We start from the raw sequence: 15,422 nt of genomic DNA, 5'->3' as shown, positions 1-15,422 counted from the left end.
CGGAGAAGGCATGCGGTTACGGCATCAGGCCCCCGGCCCGGCGTACAGCGGGTTGCCCCGGGGCGCGGCGGAGGTACAGGCCGTACGGGCGGGGACTGTGCGGCCGCACAGGACGCGCCCCGCACGGCCCGCACCCCCTCGGTCCGGCAGCGGTCAGTCCGGCAGCAGGCGGCGGGCCGTCAGGGCCAGGGAGACCTCCGTCGCGTCCGAAGGGCGGGTCAGGCAGCGGCCGGTGAGCTGTTCGAAGCGGCGGAGGCGGTTGAGGACGGTGTTGCGGTGGCAGTAGAGGCGGGCGCCCGCCCGGGGCGCCGAGCCGTCCGCGTCGAACCACGCGGTGAGCGTTTCGATGAGCACGTCCCGGTCGGCCGCGTCCAGCCGGTCCAGGGGGCCCAGCACACGGTCGGCGAGGGCCGCGCCGAGCGCCGGGGACGAGACCACCAGGGCGGCGGGCAGGTGCTCGTCGAGCAGGAGGGTCCCGCCGTCCGCCGGGCAGGCGCGCAGCGCCGTGTCCGCGAGGCGCCGGGCGTCCCCGACCGCCGCGAGACCGTCCACCGCCGAGCCGATGCCGGCCCGGGCCCCGGGCGGTACGCGCAGACCGGCGGCCAGCGCGGCGAGGGCGTCCGCCGGGTCCGTGCCGCCGGCCCGGCCCAGCGACAGCACGGCGTACTCCGCCTCCGGGCCCGCGTGCCACACGGCGTCCATGGCGGCGGGCAGCTCCAGGGGCGGGTGCGCCGTGCCGTGCGGGGAGCGGCGGGCGTCGCGCAGCGCCAGCACCGCGTACCGGCCGTCCTCCGGCAGGCCGAGGGCCGCCGCCGTGTCCGGGAGGTCGGCGATCTGGGCGGTGCCGTCGAGCAGCGCGGCCGTCATGAGGCGGTGCCGGTTCTCCCGGCGCCAGGCCAGGCGGCGTTCCGCCCTGCGGTAGGCGTCGGCGACGATCGCGCAGTGCTCGTCCACGAAGTTCCAGACGTCCGCGGCGACATGGACCAGCAGCCGGATGTCCTCGGGGTGGCGGCGGGCGGTCTCGTCCACCAGGTCCTGCCAGACCATCGCCCCGCCCATCCGGAACGCGTGCAGGACCGCGTCCAGCGGCACCCCCTGCTCGGCCCGGACCTCGCCGATCCGCCGCGATGTGCGGTGCGCGGCCTCCCGGAACTCACGGGGCTGGATGAGCGAACCCACGTTGTGCCGCAGCGAGTGGTGCACCTCCTGCCAGATCTCCGCCGGGTCGGCCTCGATCGCGGCACGGTAGCCGGGCTCCCGCTCCCGCAGCGCCTCCACCATCCGGTCCGTCAGCTCCGGGAGCGCCGCCACCAGCACCCGGGCGGCCCGGTGCAGGACGGCGACGGCCTCGCGATCGGCCAGCGAACGGAAGCGGCGCGGGACCGGGACGACGGGCGGCGGCGCGTGCAGCGCCCTGACCCGTGAACGTACGACCTGTGGCATGGCGGCCTCCACCGGGATTCGGCCGGCTCGGTGAACGGCCGGCTCCGGCGCGCCCCGCCCACGACGGGGCCGCGGGCGCACCGAATGATCCTGACGCCCGCAGAATGACATACCGCCCAGTCGGTACCTAGAGGTGTGCGGCCTCCTTCTCATCACGGTCCTGCAACCTTGGTGGCCGCAGGCCGGGTTCAGCCGGTGTTCCGCCGGTCCCGGCCGGCAGCGGTCGCGTCCGGGTGAAGCCCACCGTCTCCGTCATGTCCGCCCGCCCGGTGCGCAGCCGGGGCACGCCTTCCAGGTACGTCCCCGCGTCACCCCACTGTCCGGGCCACCTCGTCCGGTCGAGGCGGCAGGACAGGACGACCGGTGCCCCGAACGCCTCCGAGTCCAGGGCGGCGGTCTTCCGGGGCCGGCCGGGATCCTCGCGCGCGACGCCGAGGGCTCGCCGGTCACCACGTACATGTGCCACGGCTGGAGGTTCCCGCAGGACGCAGCGCGCGTCGCCGCGGTCAGTACGCGTTCGAGAACCTCCCCGGGTACCGGTCCACCGCTGAACGCCCGCACCGCCCGGCGGCTGTCCGCGGCCTCGTGCACGTTCACGTCCGCACGCCCTCTCATTCCGCCTGCCCCGCCACCGCGTTCAGCGGTCGGCACCCGGCATCGTCGGGACATCCGCGTGCCCGGGCCGGGACGTGGCGGACACGTCCCGGGGAACGTCCTGCAGCAGCCCGGCCAGCTCCGTCCGCGAGCGCACGCCCAGAGCGGCGAACACGTTGCGCAGGTGGTGGTCGACGGTCCGGGTGCTCACCGAGAGCCGTCGCGCGACCTCCCGGTTGGTGGCTCCCTCGGCCACGCACCGGGCGATCCGCGCCTGTTGCGGGGTGAGCGCCGCCAGCGGGGCGGGCGTCCCGGACGGCCCCGGGGCCTCCACCGCCTCACCGGCGGCCCGCAGTTCGCCGCTCGCCCGGGCGGCCCAGGCCGAGGCCCCGCACCGCTCGAACCCGACCAGGGCGTCCCGCAAAGGCTCGCGGGCCTCGCGGGTACGGCGCCGCCTGCGCAGCCAGGACCCGAACAGCAGCCGGGTGCGGGCCTGTTCGAAGTCACCGCCCGCCCGGTCGTGGTGGGCGAGCGCCTCCCCGTACCGGCCGGCGGCCTCGCCCACCGGCGCCAGCAGGGCCCGGCAGCGGGCGAGTTGGGCGGGGACCTGGGGGTCCGTGGTGCGCGTCGCCCACACGGCGAACTCCGCCACCGCCTCGGCAACCGGCTCCGCTCCCCCGCCCCGGACCGCCCGCCCGGCCAGCACGGACGCCTCGACGTAACAGGGCACGGCGAGCATCCGGGTGGCGAAGTGGCCGCGCCGGAGCCCGGGCCGGACCAGCGGGTCGAGCCGGGCCGCCGCCTCCGCCGGGCGCCCGGCCGCCAGATCGGCGCGCGCGAGCGCCCAGGTGGCCAGGGTCTCCGCCTGGACGAGCCCGTGCGGCGCGGCGCCCGCGAGCGCGGCTCCGGCATGCGCCGCGCACTCCCGCGTCCCGCTCTCCACGGAGGCGGCGAGGGCGAGTACGGCGTGCAGGTGGGCGGCGCTGTTGGGCCGCCCGGTACGGCGTGCCGCGCGCAGGCCGTCCAGCGCGTGGGCACGGGCCCGGGCGTGCCGCCCGGCGCGCAGCTCCGCGTAGGCGAGGTGTTCCAGGGCCTGCGGCAGCAGGGCGTCGGCACCGCTCGCGGATACGGCGGCGAGCGCGCGGGCCCCGGCCCGGCAGGCGGCGTCGAGGTCGCCGAGGACAAGACCGGCCGCCCCGGCCCGTAACAGCGCCCCGGGGTCGCGGGCTCCGGAGTCGAGGCAGCGGCGCAGCAGCAGGTGCCCGGCACCGATCCGCCCGCGCAGCACGGCGCACATCCCGTCCCGGTAGTGGGCCAGGTCCCGGTCGGCGGCGTCCGCGGGGATACGGGTCAGCGCGTCGAGGTACCCGAGGGCCTCCCCCGCCGCCCAGGCGGCCTCGGCGGCCCCGAGCAGGGCGCTACGGGCGCGCCCGGGGTCGTGCGGGGCGAGCAGGGCGGCGGCGGTGAGCAGGGCCTCGTGGGCGTCGGGGGCGGGCCCGTCGGCGAGGGCGAGCAGGCCGCGTACGTGGTGGGCGGGGCCGGGGGCGGCGCCCGCCCGTGCCAGCGCGGTGCGGGCCCGCCCCGGCTCCCCGGCGAGGCGGTACTGCTCGGCCGCCGCCGCGAACCGGGCCTGTCCCGCCGTGTCGTCCGGGGTCAGCGCGGCGGCGTGGGTGAGGGCGGTCGCGCGGTCGGCGTGCGGGCGGGGCGGGGCGGCGGCCGCCTCCAGCTCGGCCGCGAGCGGGGCGTCGGGTCCGGGGGACGCGCAGGCCCGCTGGACCAGGGCGGCGAACCCGGGCGCGAGCAGGTCGGCGAGCAGGCCGTGCACCGCGCGGCGGCGGTCCGGGGGCGCCCGGTGCAGGAGGGCCCGGCGCAGCAGGGGCTCGCCGAAGTGGACGCGGTCGCCGGCCCGTCGGAGCGCACCGGCCGTGCCGCCCGGCGTGTGCAGGGCCAGGTCGCACGCGGCGGGCGGGACGGCGGCCGACGCGGCGGCTCGGCGTACGAGGGCGAGGTCGGCGCCCGCGCCCTCCGGCTCGTGCGCGTGCGCGGCGGCCGCTATCAGGAGCAGGGTCCGGGTGGCGGCGGGGAGGTGGCCGACGCGGTCGGCGTGGGCGGCCAGGACGTCGTCCCCGCCGGGCAACGGGTGCGGCAGCGGAACCCGCCCGGCGAGCTGGGCCGGGGTGAGGCGGGCGGTGAGCGCGGTGAGCAGTCCGGGGTTCCCGGCCGCCTCCCGGAGCAGGGCGCCCCGCACCACCGGATCGGCCCGGCCCGCCCCGGTGAGCCGGTCCAGGAGCGCGGCGGCCGCGTCGTCGTCCAGGGGGCCGGGGCGGAGGGCGGGCAGCCCGGCGAAGCCGGCCTCGTCCCCGGCGGCGATCAGCACGGCGACCCGGCTGCCCGGTCCGAGCCGGCGGGCGGCGAAGGCGAGGGCGGCCCGGGAGTCGGGGTCCCAGAGGTGGGCGTCGTCCACGCACACCAGGAGGGGCCGCCCGCAGCCGAGCCGCCGGAGGAGGGCGAGGAAGGCGGCGGGCGGGAGGCCGTCGCGCAGCACGCGGTCGGGGTCGCCGGGCGCGGGGTCCGCCGCGCACAGCAACGCGTGCAACCCGCTGTACGGCACCCACCGTTCGTCGGGTGCGCCGGCGACATGAAGGGCCGGGCCCGCCCCGCGGTCGCGGTACGCGGCGACCGCGTGGGCGAGGAGGGCCGTGCGGCCCGAGCCCGGCGGGGCCGTCAGGACCAGCGCGCCGCCGTCGCCGCGGCGGAGGCGCGTCAACAAGGTTTCCAGGGAGGCGAGTTCGCCGCTGCGGCCGTACAGCCGGAGCGGACTGCGCACGGTCGTGGGGGGAGTCACGCCGGGCACACTAGGCTTCCGGGCCGCGGCCCGGAAGGTGCGCGTACGGCGAGGGGGCGCCCTCCCAGGGGAGGACGCCCCACAGCTGTGCACGCGCACAACCCGGGCGGTCAGCGCACCGGGTGACCGGACTCCGCCAGCGCGCCCTTGACCTCGGAGATGCGCAGGTCGCCGAAGTGGAAGACGGACGCGGCCAGGACCGCGTCGGCCCCGGCGTCGATGGCCGGCGCGAAGTCCGCGAGCCGGCCGGCGCCGCCGGAGGCGATGACGGGGACGCGGACGTGCTCGCGGACGGCGGCGATCATCTCGGTGTCGTAGCCGTCCTTCGTGCCGTCGGCGTCCATCGAGTTGAGCAGGATCTCGCCGGCGCCGAGCTCCGCCGCCCGGTGGGCCCACTCGACGGCGTCGATGCCGGTGCCCCGGCGGCCGCCGTGCGTGGTGACCTCGAAGGTGCCCTCGGGGGTGCGCCGGGCGTCCACCGAGAGCACCAGGACCTGGCGGCCGAAGCGCTCGGCGATCTCCCGGATCAGCTCCGGGCGGGCGATGGCCGCCGTGTTGACGCCCACCTTGTCCGCGCCGGCCCGCAGCAGCTTGTCGACGTCGTCCGGGGTGCGGACGCCGCCGCCCACCGTGAGCGGGATGAAGACCTGCTCGGCGGTGCGGCGCACCACGTCGTAGGTGGTCTCCCGGTCGCCGCTGGACGCGGTGATGTCGAGGAACGTCAGCTCGTCGGCGCCCTCGGCGTCGTACAGCTTCGCCATCTCGACGGGGTCGCCCGCGTCGCGCAGGTTCTGGAAGTTGACGCCCTTGACGACGCGGCCGTTGTCCACGTCGAGGCAGGGGATGACGCGTACCGCGAGGCTCATCGCGCACCCGCCCGGTACGCCTCGACCTCGACCTCGACGACGAGGCTCGGGTCGACGAAGCCGGAGACCACGATCATGGTGGCGGCGGGGCGCACCGCGTCGAACAGCTCCTTGTGGGCGCGGCCGACCTCGTCGGTGTCGCGGGCGTGCATGACGTACATGCGGGTACGGACGACGTCCTCGCGGCCGAGGCCCAGCTCCTTCAGCGCCTCGAAGGCGACGTTGAAGGCGGTGACGGTCTGGTCGTACGGGCCCCCCTCGGCGATCTCGCCGCCCACCACCGACGTACAGCCGGAGACGAGCACCAGGCCGTTCGGCAGTGCGACGGCGCGGGAGTAGCCGAACTTCTCCTCCCAGGGGGCGCCGGAGGAGACGCGGCGCACGGACGCGGTGGAGTCGGTCATACGGAGACCGCCTCCAGCGCCTCTTCCAGGGTGAACGCCTTCGCGTACAGGGCCTTGCCGACGATCGCGCCCTCGACGCCCGCCGGGACGAGCGAGGCGATGGCGCGCAGGTCGTCCAGCGAGGAGACGCCGCCGGAGGCGACGACGGGCTTGTCGGTGGCGGCGCAGACGTTCTTCAGGAGCTCCAGGTTGGGGCCCTGGAGCGTGCCGTCCTTGGCGATGTCGGTGACGACGTAGCGGGCGCAGCCCTCGGAGTCGAGGCGGGCCAGCGTCTCGTAGAGGTCGCCGCCGTCGCGAGTCCAGCCCCGGCCGCGCAGCGTGGTGCCGCGTACGTCGAGGCCGACGGCGATCTTGTCGCCGTGCTCGGCGATGACCTTGGCGACCCACTCGGGGGTCTCCAGGGCCGCCGTGCCGAGGTTGACCCGGCGGCAGCCGGTGGCGAGGGCGGCGGCGAGCGAGGCGTCGTCGCGGATGCCGCCGGACAGCTCGACCTTGATGTCCATGGCGCCGGCGACCTCGGCGATGAGGTCGCGGTTGTCCCCGGTGCCGAAGGCGGCGTCCAGGTCGACCAGGTGCAGCCACTCGGCGCCGGCGCGCTGCCAGGCGAGTGCGGCCTCCAGCGGGGAGCCGTAGGAGGTCTCGGAGCCGGACTCGCCGTGCACCAGGCGGACCGCCTGGCCGTCGCGGACGTCTACGGCGGGGAGCAGTTCAAGCTTCGGCATTACAGCGTCTCGATCCAGTTGGTCAGCAGCTGGGCGCCGGCATCGCCGGACTTCTCGGGGTGGAACTGGGTGGCCCACAGCGCGCCGTTCTCCACGGCTGCCACGAACCGTTCGCCGTGCGTGGCCCAGGTGACCCTGGGGGCACGGATCTTCGGGTTGGTCACTTCGAGGTCCCAGTCGTGCGCCGCGTACGAGTGCACGAAGTAGTACCGGGCGCCGGCGTCCAGTCCGGCGAACAGCTGGGATTCCTCGGGGGCTTCGACGGTGTTCCAGCCCATGTGCGGGACGACGTCGGCCTTCAGCGGGCCGACCGTGCCGGGCCACTCGTCCAGGCCCTCGGTCTCCACGCCGTGCTCGATGCCGCGCTCGAACAGGATCTGCATGCCGACGCAGATGCCCATGACGGGGCGTCCGCCGGCCAGCCTGCGGCCGATGACCCACTCGCCGCGGGCCTTCTTCAAGCCCTCCATGCACGCCGAGAACGCGCCGACGCCGGGCACGAGCAGCCCGTCCGCGTTCATCGCGGCGTCGAAGTCGCGGGTGATCTCGACGTCCGCGCCGACGTGGGCGAGGGCGCGCTCGGCGGAACGGACGTTGCCGAAGCCGTAGTCGAAGACGACGACCTTCTTCTTCGTATCCACGTGTCGCTCGTCGCTTCCTAGTCCCAGAGACCTTGAATGCGCAGGACGCCCGCCACCAGGCACATCAGCGAGCCGATGGAGAGCAGGACGATGACGCCCTTGGGCATGCCCTGCTTGGCGAAGGAGTAGACCCCGCCGGCCAGGAACAGGCCGAGCAGGATCAGGATGGTGTTCAGGCCGGTCACAGCGCGCCCTTCGTGGACGGGAGGATTCCGGCCGCACGCGGGTCGCGCTCGCTGGCGTAGCGCAGGGCCCGGGCGAGCGCCTTGAACTGGCACTCCACGATGTGGTGCGCGTTGCGCCCGTACGGGACGTGGACGTGCAGGGCGATCTGCGCCTGGGCGACGAACGACTCCAGGATGTGCCGGGTCATCGTCGTGTCGTACGCGCCGATCATCGGCGCCATGTTCTCGGGCTCGGTGTGCACCAGGTAGGGGCGGCCGGAGAGGTCGACGGTGACCTGGGCGAGCGATTCGTCCAGCGGGACGGTGCAGTTGCCGAAGCGGTAGATGCCGACCTTGTCGCCGAGCGCCTGCTTGAAGGCGGCGCCGAGCGCGAGGGCGGTGTCCTCGATGGTGTGGTGCGAGTCGATGTGCAGGTCGCCGTCGGTCTTGACGGTGAGGTCGAACAGACCGTGCCGGCCGAGCTGGTCGAGCATGTGGTCGTAGAAGCCGACCCCGGTCGCGACGTCGACCTTGCCGGTCCCGTCGAGGTTGATCTCGACCAGGACGGACGTCTCCTTCGTGGTGCGTTCCACGCGGCCTGTGCGGGGGTTCATGCGTCGTGCTCCTTCTTCAGTCCGCGCACCGCATCGAGGAACGCGTCGTTCTCTGCCGGGGTCCCCGCGGAGACCCGCAGCCATCCCGGTACGCCGTTGTCCCGGACCAGGACGCCCCGGTCGAGGATCTGCCGCCAGGCGGTGTGGCTGTCGGCGAAGCGGCCGAACTGGACGAAGTTGGCGTCCGATTCGGTGACGTCGAAGCCGAGACCGCGCAGCTCGGCGACGATCCGGTCGCGCTCGCTCTTGAGCTGCGCGACGTACCCGAGGAGCGTATCGGTGTGCTCCAGGGCGGCGAGCGCGGTGGCCTGGGTGACGGAGGACAGGTGGTACGGCAGCCGGACCAGCTGCACCGCGTCGACCACGGCGGGGTCGGCGGCCAGGTAGCCGAGGCGCAGCCCGGCGGCGCCGAACGCCTTCGACATGGTCCGCGAGAGGACCAGGTGGCGGCGGCCCTCGATCAGCGGGAGCAGCGAGGGGTGGTGGCTGAATTCGCCGTACGCCTCGTCCACGACGACCATCGACGGCTTGGCGGCCTGCGCGGCCTCGTACAGCGCGAGGACGGTGCCGGCGTCGACGGCGGTGCCGGTGGGGTTGTTGGGCGAGGTGATGAAGACGACGTCGGGGCGGCGCTCGGCGATGACGGCCCGGGCGGCATCGACGTCGATGGTGAAGTCCTCGTTGCGCGGCCCGGAGATCCAGCCGGTTCCGGTGCCCCGGGAGATGAGGGCGTGCATCGAGTAGGAGGGCTCGAAGCCGATCGCGGTGCGGCCGGGCCCGCCGAAGGTCTGGAGCAGCTGCTGGAGGACCTCGTTGGAGCCGTTGGCGGCCCAGACGTTGGCGGCCTCGACGCGGTGCCCGGCGGTACGGGTGAGATAGCGGGCGAGCTCGGTGCGCAGCTCGACGGCGTCCCGGTCGGGGTAGCGGTTGAGGTCGCGGGCGGCCTCGCGGACCCGTTCGGCGATGCGGTCGACCAGGGCGTCCGGCAGCGGGTAGGGGTTCTCGTTGGTGTTGAGCCGTACGGGGACGTCGAGCTGGGGCGCGCCGTACGGGGACTGGCCGCGCAGTTCGTCGCGGAGGGGCAGGGCGTCCCAGGGCTTGGCCGTGGGACCGCCCGCGTTGTTCTTCGTCACTGCTGGGGAACCTTCCACCCGAACCTGGCCTTGAGCGCGGCGCCGTGGGCGGGGAGGTCCTCCGCCTCGGCGAGGGTCACCACGTGGTGGGTGACCTCGGCGAGCGCGTCGCGCGTGTAGTCGACGATGTGGATGCCGCGCAGGAAGGACTGCACGGACAGGCCCGAGGAGTGGCAGGCGCAGCCGCCGGTGGGCAGCACGTGGTTGGACCCGGCGCAGTAGTCGCCGAGCGAGACGGGCGACCAGGGGCCGACGAAGACCGCTCCGGCGTTGCGGACCCGGTCGGCGAGCGCGGCGGCGTCGGCGGTCTGGATCTCCAGGTGCTCGGCGGCGTACGCGTTGACGACGGTGAGGCCGTCCTCCAGGTCGTTGACGAGGACGATCGCGGACTGCCGGCCGGCCAGGGCGGGCTGGATGCGCTCCTCGACGTGCTTGGTCGCGGCGACCTGGGTGACCAGCTCGGCCTCGGTGGCGGCGGCCAGCTCCTCGGAGTCGGTGACGAGGACGGCGGCGGCCATCGGGTCGTGCTCGGCCTGGCTGATCAGGTCGGCGGCGACGTGCACCGGGTCGGCGGTGGCGTCGGCCAGGATCGCGATCTCGGTGGGTCCGGCTTCGGCGTCGATGCCGATGCGGCCCTTGAGGAGGCGCTTGGCGGCGGCGACGTAGATGTTGCCGGGGCCGGTGACCAGGTCGACGGGCAGGCAGTCCTCGGTGCCGTACGCGAACATCGCGACGGCCTGGGCGCCGCCGGCCGCGTAGACCTCGTCCACGCCGAGGAGGGCGCAGGCGGCGAGGATCGTCGGGTGCGGCAGTCCGCCGAAGTCCTTCTGGGGCGGTGAGGCGACGGCGAGGCCCGGGACGCCCGCCTCCTGGGCCGGGACGACGTTCATCACGACGGAGGAGGGGTAGACCGCGCGGCCGCCCGGCACGTAGAGCCCGACGCGGTCGACGGGCACCCACTTCTCGGTGACCGTGCCGCCGGGGACGACCTGGGTGGTGTGGGTGGTGCGGCGCTGGGCGCGGTGGACGAGGCGGGCGCGGCGGATGGACTCGTCCAGGGCGGCGCGGACGGCCGGGTCGAGCTCGTCCAGCGCCCGGGCGAGGGCTGCGGCGGGCACCCGGACCGATTCCAGCCGGACGCCGTCGAACTTCTCCCCCCAGTCGATCACTGCCGCCGAGCCACGATGGCGTACGTCCTCGCAGATGGGCCGCACCGTCTCCAGGGCGGCTTCCACGTCGAACTCGGCACGGGGCAGCAGGTCGCGCAGGGCGCCACCCTCGGGGAGGGCGTCGCCGCGCAGATCGATTCGAGAGATCACACCGCAATTCTCGCAGACCGCCGCGCGCGGCCGGACGGCCGTATCACTGGCTGATACATGCCGGTGCTGTGACGGCTGACTATGTGCGTTCATTCCGTCACTCAGAGGGAATAACGGGATCACGCCTCCGAACGAAAGGGGCACCGGTGACGGAGCGGCACGACGATGATCTCCCGGACGTCCTCAGCGCGGCGGAGCTGGGCATGTGGCAGTCCTTCCGGAACGGCACGACCTACGACCTCCGGTCCCGCGACCGGGCGCGCGACGATCCGTTCGCCCCGCACGAGTGGGGCCCCGAGCGCAGTGTGGCGGCCCGGGTGGTCGCCAGGCTGCTGCTGAGCGGCCCGCCGGCCCGGCCGGGCCGGGTGACGGCGCTGAAGCTCTGGGGCATCCGGATCACGGGGAAGCTGGACCTGGCGGGCGGGCGCGTCGATCCGTACGTCGAGCTGACCGGCTGCCGGTTCGACGAGGAGGTGGCGTTCCCGGAGTGCCACTTCACGACCCTGCGGCTCGTGGGGTGCGCGGTGCCCCGCTTCGACGCGGCCCGGCTGCACACCGAGGGCGATCTGCATCTGCCGCGCTGCCGGGTGGAGCGCGGCATCCGGCTCACGGACGCCCAGATCGGCACGGACCTGCTGCTCAACCAGATCGAGGCCGGCCCGGACCGGCAGGGGCGGGCGCTGCTCGGGGACGGACTGACGGTCGCCCAGGACCTCCAGGCCGAGATGGTGGACATGCTGGGCGAGCTGAGCCTGCGCGGGGCGAAGGTGGGCGGCTCGCTGAGCCTGCGCGGCAGCCGGCTGCGGGCGGCCCGGGGCCGCCGCGCGCTGAACGCCCCGCAGCTCAGCGTCGAACGGACGCTGTACATGAGCGAGGCGTGGGTCAGCGTCGACACGGGGAACCAGGGCACCACTCCCCCGTACGGCATCGCCACGTCGCCGACCCCCGCGCACGGCACCCGCTCGCAGGTGTTCCGCTGCCGGGGCGGGGTGCGGCTGGACGACGGCAGGTTCGGTGACGCGGTGGACCTGCACAAGGCGGTGTTCGTGCTGGACACGCACGAGGAGCTGTCGCTGCGCCGGACGGTCACGCCGGAGCTGCGGTTCAACCCGGAGCGCCCGGTGCGCGGCCGGGTGGTGCTCAACGGCGCGAAGGTCGTCACGCTGATCGACGTCTCCACGAGCTGGCCGGGCCCGGGCGGGCTCGCGATGGGCGGGTTCGTGTACGAGAACCTCGTCCCGTACGGGCACTTCCCGCTCTCCCGGCGCCTGGAGTGGGTGGCGGCGGCGACCCCGGAGTACGTGCCGGAGCCGTACGAGCGGCTGGCGGCGGTGCTCCGCAGCTGCGGCGAGGACGCGGATGCCCGGGAGGTGCTGCTCGCCAAGCAGCGCCGCCGCCGCGAGACCCTGCCGCCGGCCGGGAAGCTCTGGGGCTATCTCCAGGACTGGACGGTGGCGTACGGGTACCGGCCGGGGCGGGCCGCGGTGTGGATGGCGGTGCTGTGGGCGGCGGGCACGCTGGCCTTCTCGCGGTACGAACCGGCCTCGATCAAGGGTCCGGAGCATCCGCAGTGGAACGCGGCGCTGTACGCGCTGGATCTGCTGATCCCGGTGATCGATCTCGGTCAGGACGGCTACTGGCGGCTGGAGGGCGGCTGGCAGTGGATGGCGGCGGCGCTGATCCTGCTGGGGTGGATACTCGCCACCACGGTCGCGGCGGGCACCTCCCGGCTGCTGCGCCGCAGCTGACCGCCGACCCGGAACCAACGGGAATCGGCCAGAATCCACGCATTCCTTTACCGCTCCTTGACCGATGGCCCGGCAACCCATCCACTCGGCACAAATGCTTCACAGCGCTTCCCTTGGCGCCGCCTCCGCCAGCGCTTTTCAATGGTCTGCACCATGCCTTTCCTCCGCGCTCTGCTCCGAACCGCGCGCGTGATCCGGCACACCCCGGCGCTCTCCACCGGGTTGCCCGCGGACCACGCGGTGCTGCTCGACGCCCCCGACGCACGGCTCTCCCCCGCGCTGGTGGCCGCCGCGGCCGGGGAGTACGAACCGGCCGCGAAGCTCCTGGCGACCACCCGGGACGCGGCCGAGTGGGAGAGCCGGGACCGCTACCTGAGACGGCTCGTCGCGTTCGCCCGGAACCGGGACGGCTGGCTCGCGGACTGGCTGGCCGCCGCGCCGCACGATCCGGACGCGCTGCTCGTCAAGGCGCAGCTCGCGGTCGACCGCGCCTGGGAGTCCCCGGCGCGCGCGGAGCAGCTGCGCGAGGTGGGGCCGCTGATCACGGCGGCCGCGGCCGGTGATCCGCGCGACCCGGTGCCCTGGCGCCTCGCGCTCGACCACGCCCGGGGCACGCAGGCCACGCACACCATGTTCGAAGCGCTGTGGGAGGAGGCCCTCCAGCGTTCCACGCGCCACTACGGCTGCCATGTCGCAGCGCTCCAGTACCTGTCGGCGGCCTGGTACGGCTCGCACCGGGAGTGCTTCGACTTCGCGGAGCGGGCCGCCGAGGACTCGGTGCCCAGCTCCCTGGTGCAGGCGCTGCCGCTGCGCGCGGCCTTCGCGATGCTGACCGAGGGGACGTGGGACGCCCGGTCGACGTCGGTCCAGGAGGAACGGATCGACGCGGCGGCGGATCTGGCGATCTCCCTGTCGGCCGCCTTCGCCCCGGGCGACCCGTGGCCGGCCGAGGTCCGCAACCTGCTCGCGTACGTCCTGGTGGTACGGGGCCGGTGGGCCGAGGCGCTGGAGCAGTTCGGCCGGATCGGCGCGCACGCGTCCTCGTTCCCGTGGGCTTCGGTGTCCGGCGATCCGCTGGGCCGGTTCCTGGACGCGCGGGACAGCACACGGCTGCGGGTGGCCTCCGGGACCCCGTTGTGGCAAGGCTCCGGACGAGAACGGGCGCGCGGCCATTACGCTTGACCGCTGTGACCACCGCTCGCCTGCCTCTGTTCCCGCTGAACGCGGTGCTGTTCCCCGGCCTCGTGCTGCCCCTCAACGTCTTCGAGGAGCGATATCGCGCCATGATGCGCGAGCTCCTGACCATGGACGAGGACGAACCGCGCCGGTTCGCCGTGGTCGCCATCCGGGACGGCCGGGAGACCGCCGTGACGGGTCTCGGCATGCCGGAGGCGGTCCGTAAGCCCGTCGAACGCGGCCCGGGCGACGGCTTCGGCGCCGATCCCCTCCAGTCGCTGCACCGGGTGGGCTGCGTCGCCGATGCCGCGACCATCCGGGAGCGCGCGGACGGCAGCTTCGAGGTCCTGGCCACCGGCACCACCCGGGTCCGGCTCCTGTCCGTGGACGCGAGCGGCCCCTTCCTCACGGCCGAGCTGGAGGAGCTGGAGGAGGACCCGGGCGACGAGGCCGGCCCGCTCGCCGAGGGCGTTCTGCGGGCCTTCCGCGGCTACCAGAAGCGCCTGGCGGGCGCGAGCGAGCACTCCCTCACCACGGGCGCGGACCTGCCGGACGACCCGTCGGTCGTCTCGTACCTGGTCGCCTCGACGGTGGTCCTGGACGTCCCCGCCAAGCAGCGCCTCCTCCAGGCCCCGGACACCGCGACCCGCCTCCGCGAGGAGCTGCGGCTCCTGCGCTCGGAGACGGCGGTGATCCGGCACCTGCCCTCGCTGCCCGCGGTGGACCTGACCGTCGCCCCGACGCACCCCAACTGAGGCCATGGCCAAGAAGCAGAAGAAGTCCCCGTCCGGCGGCACCCCCGCCACGGTCGCCCTGACGGCGGCGGGCACGGCGTTCACCGTGCACGCGTACGACCACGATCCGGCGTCGCCCTCCTACGGCGAGGAGGCGGCCCAGGCGCTGGGCGTCTCCCCCGACCGCGTCTTCAAGACCCTGGTCGCCGACGTGGACGGCCGCCTGACGGTCGCGGTCGTCCCGGTGGCCGGGAGCCTGGACCTGAAGGCGCTGGCCGCGGCGGCGGGCGGCAAACGCGCCACGATGGCGGACCCGGCGGCGGCGGAACGCACCACGGGCTACGTCCGGGGCGGCATCTCCCCCCTGGGTCAGCGCAAACGGCTTCCCACGATCCTGGACGCGTCGGCCCGCGCCCACGCGACGATCTGCGTCTCGGCGGGCCGCCGGGGCCTGGAGGTGGAGCTCGCACCGGAGGACCTGGCGGCGCTGACGGGCGCGGTGTTCGCGGACATCGGCCGAGGCTGAGTGGGGGGCGGAGCCCCCGGTCGACCGGTACGGCGAGGCGGAGGCCCCCGGTCGACCGGTACGGCGAGGCCCGGGCCCCCGGCGGACCGGTTCCGTCCTCAAACGCCGGACGGGCTGGGATGTGCCCGGCCCCGGGCAGACGCAGCGCCCCCGCCGCCGCCGAGAAATCCAGCCCCGCCGGCGCTTGAGGCGCGGGGCCCGGGGCGGAGCTCCGAAACCCCAGCCCGTGCGGCGCTTGAACACCGGGACCGGGGCAGAGCCCCCAAAACCCCAGCCCATCCGGCGCTAGACCACCGGGACCCGGGGCAGAGCCCCAAAACCCCAGCCCATCCGGCGCTAGAGCACCGGGACCCGGGGCAGAGCCCCCAAAACCCCAGCCCATCCGGCGCTAGACCACCGGGACCCGGGGCAGAGCCCCCAAAACCCCAGCCCATCCGGCGCTAGACCACCGGGACCCGGGGCGGAGCCCCCAAAACCCCAGCCCATCCGGCGC

Annotated in this window: 14 protein-coding genes and 1 pseudogene; 4 read left to right on the top strand and 11 right to left on the bottom strand. The window is 74.9% G+C overall.

What is annotated here, in order from left to right:
• Nucleotides 1–153: 153 nt before the first annotated feature.
• From ACN6LM_RS24175 to hisD, 11 genes and pseudogenes are all read right to left on the bottom strand, one after another.
• Nucleotides 154–1,443, bottom strand: coding sequence for a PucR family transcriptional regulator (locus tag ACN6LM_RS24175; RefSeq protein ID WP_445067468.1), 1,290 nt, complete (start codon nt 1,441–1,443; stop codon nt 154–156).
• Between the two features lie 235 nt (nt 1,444–1,678).
• Nucleotides 1,679–2,040 (bottom strand): annotated as a pseudogene (locus ACN6LM_RS24170) (nitroreductase family protein); the annotation flags it as partial.
• Between the two features lie 40 nt (nt 2,041–2,080).
• Nucleotides 2,081–4,864 (bottom strand): AAA family ATPase, encoded by a 2,784-nt coding sequence (locus ACN6LM_RS24165; RefSeq protein WP_445067483.1) that lies wholly within the window; start codon nt 4,862–4,864, stop codon nt 2,081–2,083.
• A 128-nt stretch (nt 4,865–4,992) separates the two neighbouring features.
• The gene (gene hisF / locus ACN6LM_RS24160) at nt 4,993–5,748 is read right to left on the bottom strand and encodes an imidazole glycerol phosphate synthase subunit HisF (protein ID WP_445067467.1); all 756 of its coding nucleotides are present in this window, start codon (nt 5,746–5,748) and stop codon (nt 4,993–4,995) included.
• Nucleotides 5,745–6,152 (bottom strand): RidA family protein, encoded by a 408-nt coding sequence (locus ACN6LM_RS24155; RefSeq protein ID WP_445067466.1) that lies wholly within the window; start codon nt 6,150–6,152, stop codon nt 5,745–5,747. The genes hisF and ACN6LM_RS24155 overlap by 4 nt, the downstream gene beginning before the upstream one ends.
• A complete protein-coding gene (priA, locus tag ACN6LM_RS24150) occupies nt 6,149–6,874 on the bottom strand; it encodes a bifunctional 1-(5-phosphoribosyl)-5-((5-phosphoribosylamino)methylideneamino)imidazole-4-carboxamide isomerase/phosphoribosylanthranilate isomerase PriA (protein WP_073968223.1) in 726 nt (241 codons plus the stop codon). The genes ACN6LM_RS24155 and priA overlap by 4 nt, the downstream gene beginning before the upstream one ends.
• The gene (gene hisH / locus ACN6LM_RS24145) at nt 6,874–7,515 is read right to left on the bottom strand and encodes an imidazole glycerol phosphate synthase subunit HisH (protein WP_445067465.1); all 642 of its coding nucleotides are present in this window, start codon (nt 7,513–7,515) and stop codon (nt 6,874–6,876) included. Before hisH ends, priA begins: the two co-directional genes overlap by 1 nt.
• A 17-nt stretch (nt 7,516–7,532) precedes the next feature.
• Nucleotides 7,533–7,700: a hypothetical protein gene (locus tag ACN6LM_RS24140; protein ID WP_203600638.1), complete on the bottom strand. Its 168-nt coding sequence runs from the start codon at nt 7,698–7,700 to the stop codon at nt 7,533–7,535.
• On the bottom strand, nt 7,697–8,293 hold the full coding sequence (gene hisB / locus ACN6LM_RS24135) for an imidazoleglycerol-phosphate dehydratase HisB (protein ID WP_073968221.1): 597 nt from the start codon (nt 8,291–8,293) through the stop codon (nt 7,697–7,699). The genes ACN6LM_RS24140 and hisB overlap by 4 nt, the downstream gene beginning before the upstream one ends.
• Nucleotides 8,290–9,426 (bottom strand): histidinol-phosphate transaminase, encoded by a 1,137-nt coding sequence (locus ACN6LM_RS24130; RefSeq protein WP_445067464.1) that lies wholly within the window; start codon nt 9,424–9,426, stop codon nt 8,290–8,292. The genes hisB and ACN6LM_RS24130 overlap by 4 nt, the downstream gene beginning before the upstream one ends.
• The gene (hisD, locus tag ACN6LM_RS24125) at nt 9,423–10,745 is read right to left on the bottom strand and encodes a histidinol dehydrogenase (RefSeq protein ID WP_445067463.1); all 1,323 of its coding nucleotides are present in this window, start codon (nt 10,743–10,745) and stop codon (nt 9,423–9,425) included. Before hisD ends, ACN6LM_RS24130 begins: the two co-directional genes overlap by 4 nt.
• A 146-nt stretch (nt 10,746–10,891) precedes the next feature.
• On the opposite strand from hisD, the gene ACN6LM_RS24120 reads away from it, so the two are divergent.
• The 4 genes from ACN6LM_RS24120 (at nt 10,892) to ybaK (ending at nt 14,929) form a co-directional block, all read left to right on the top strand.
• Nucleotides 10,892–12,493: an oxidoreductase gene (locus ACN6LM_RS24120; RefSeq protein ID WP_445067462.1), complete on the top strand. Its 1,602-nt coding sequence runs from the start codon at nt 10,892–10,894 to the stop codon at nt 12,491–12,493.
• A gap of 141 nt (nt 12,494–12,634) precedes the next feature.
• Nucleotides 12,635–13,675: a hypothetical protein gene (locus tag ACN6LM_RS24115; RefSeq protein ID WP_445067461.1), complete on the top strand. Its 1,041-nt coding sequence runs from the start codon at nt 12,635–12,637 to the stop codon at nt 13,673–13,675.
• Nucleotides 13,676–13,680: 5 nt separating this feature from the next.
• On the top strand, nt 13,681–14,424 hold the full coding sequence (locus ACN6LM_RS24110) for an LON peptidase substrate-binding domain-containing protein (RefSeq protein WP_445067460.1): 744 nt from the start codon (nt 13,681–13,683) through the stop codon (nt 14,422–14,424).
• 4 nt (nt 14,425–14,428) lie between these two features.
• Nucleotides 14,429–14,929: a Cys-tRNA(Pro) deacylase gene (ybaK, locus tag ACN6LM_RS24105; protein ID WP_445067459.1), complete on the top strand. Its 501-nt coding sequence runs from the start codon at nt 14,429–14,431 to the stop codon at nt 14,927–14,929.
• The last annotated feature ends 493 nt before the right edge of the window (nt 14,930–15,422 follow it).

The organism is Streptomyces sp. SAS_281 (assembly GCF_052542855.1).
Note: the sequence above shows the minus strand (reverse complement) of the source record. Positions and strands in the feature narration are given on the sequence as shown.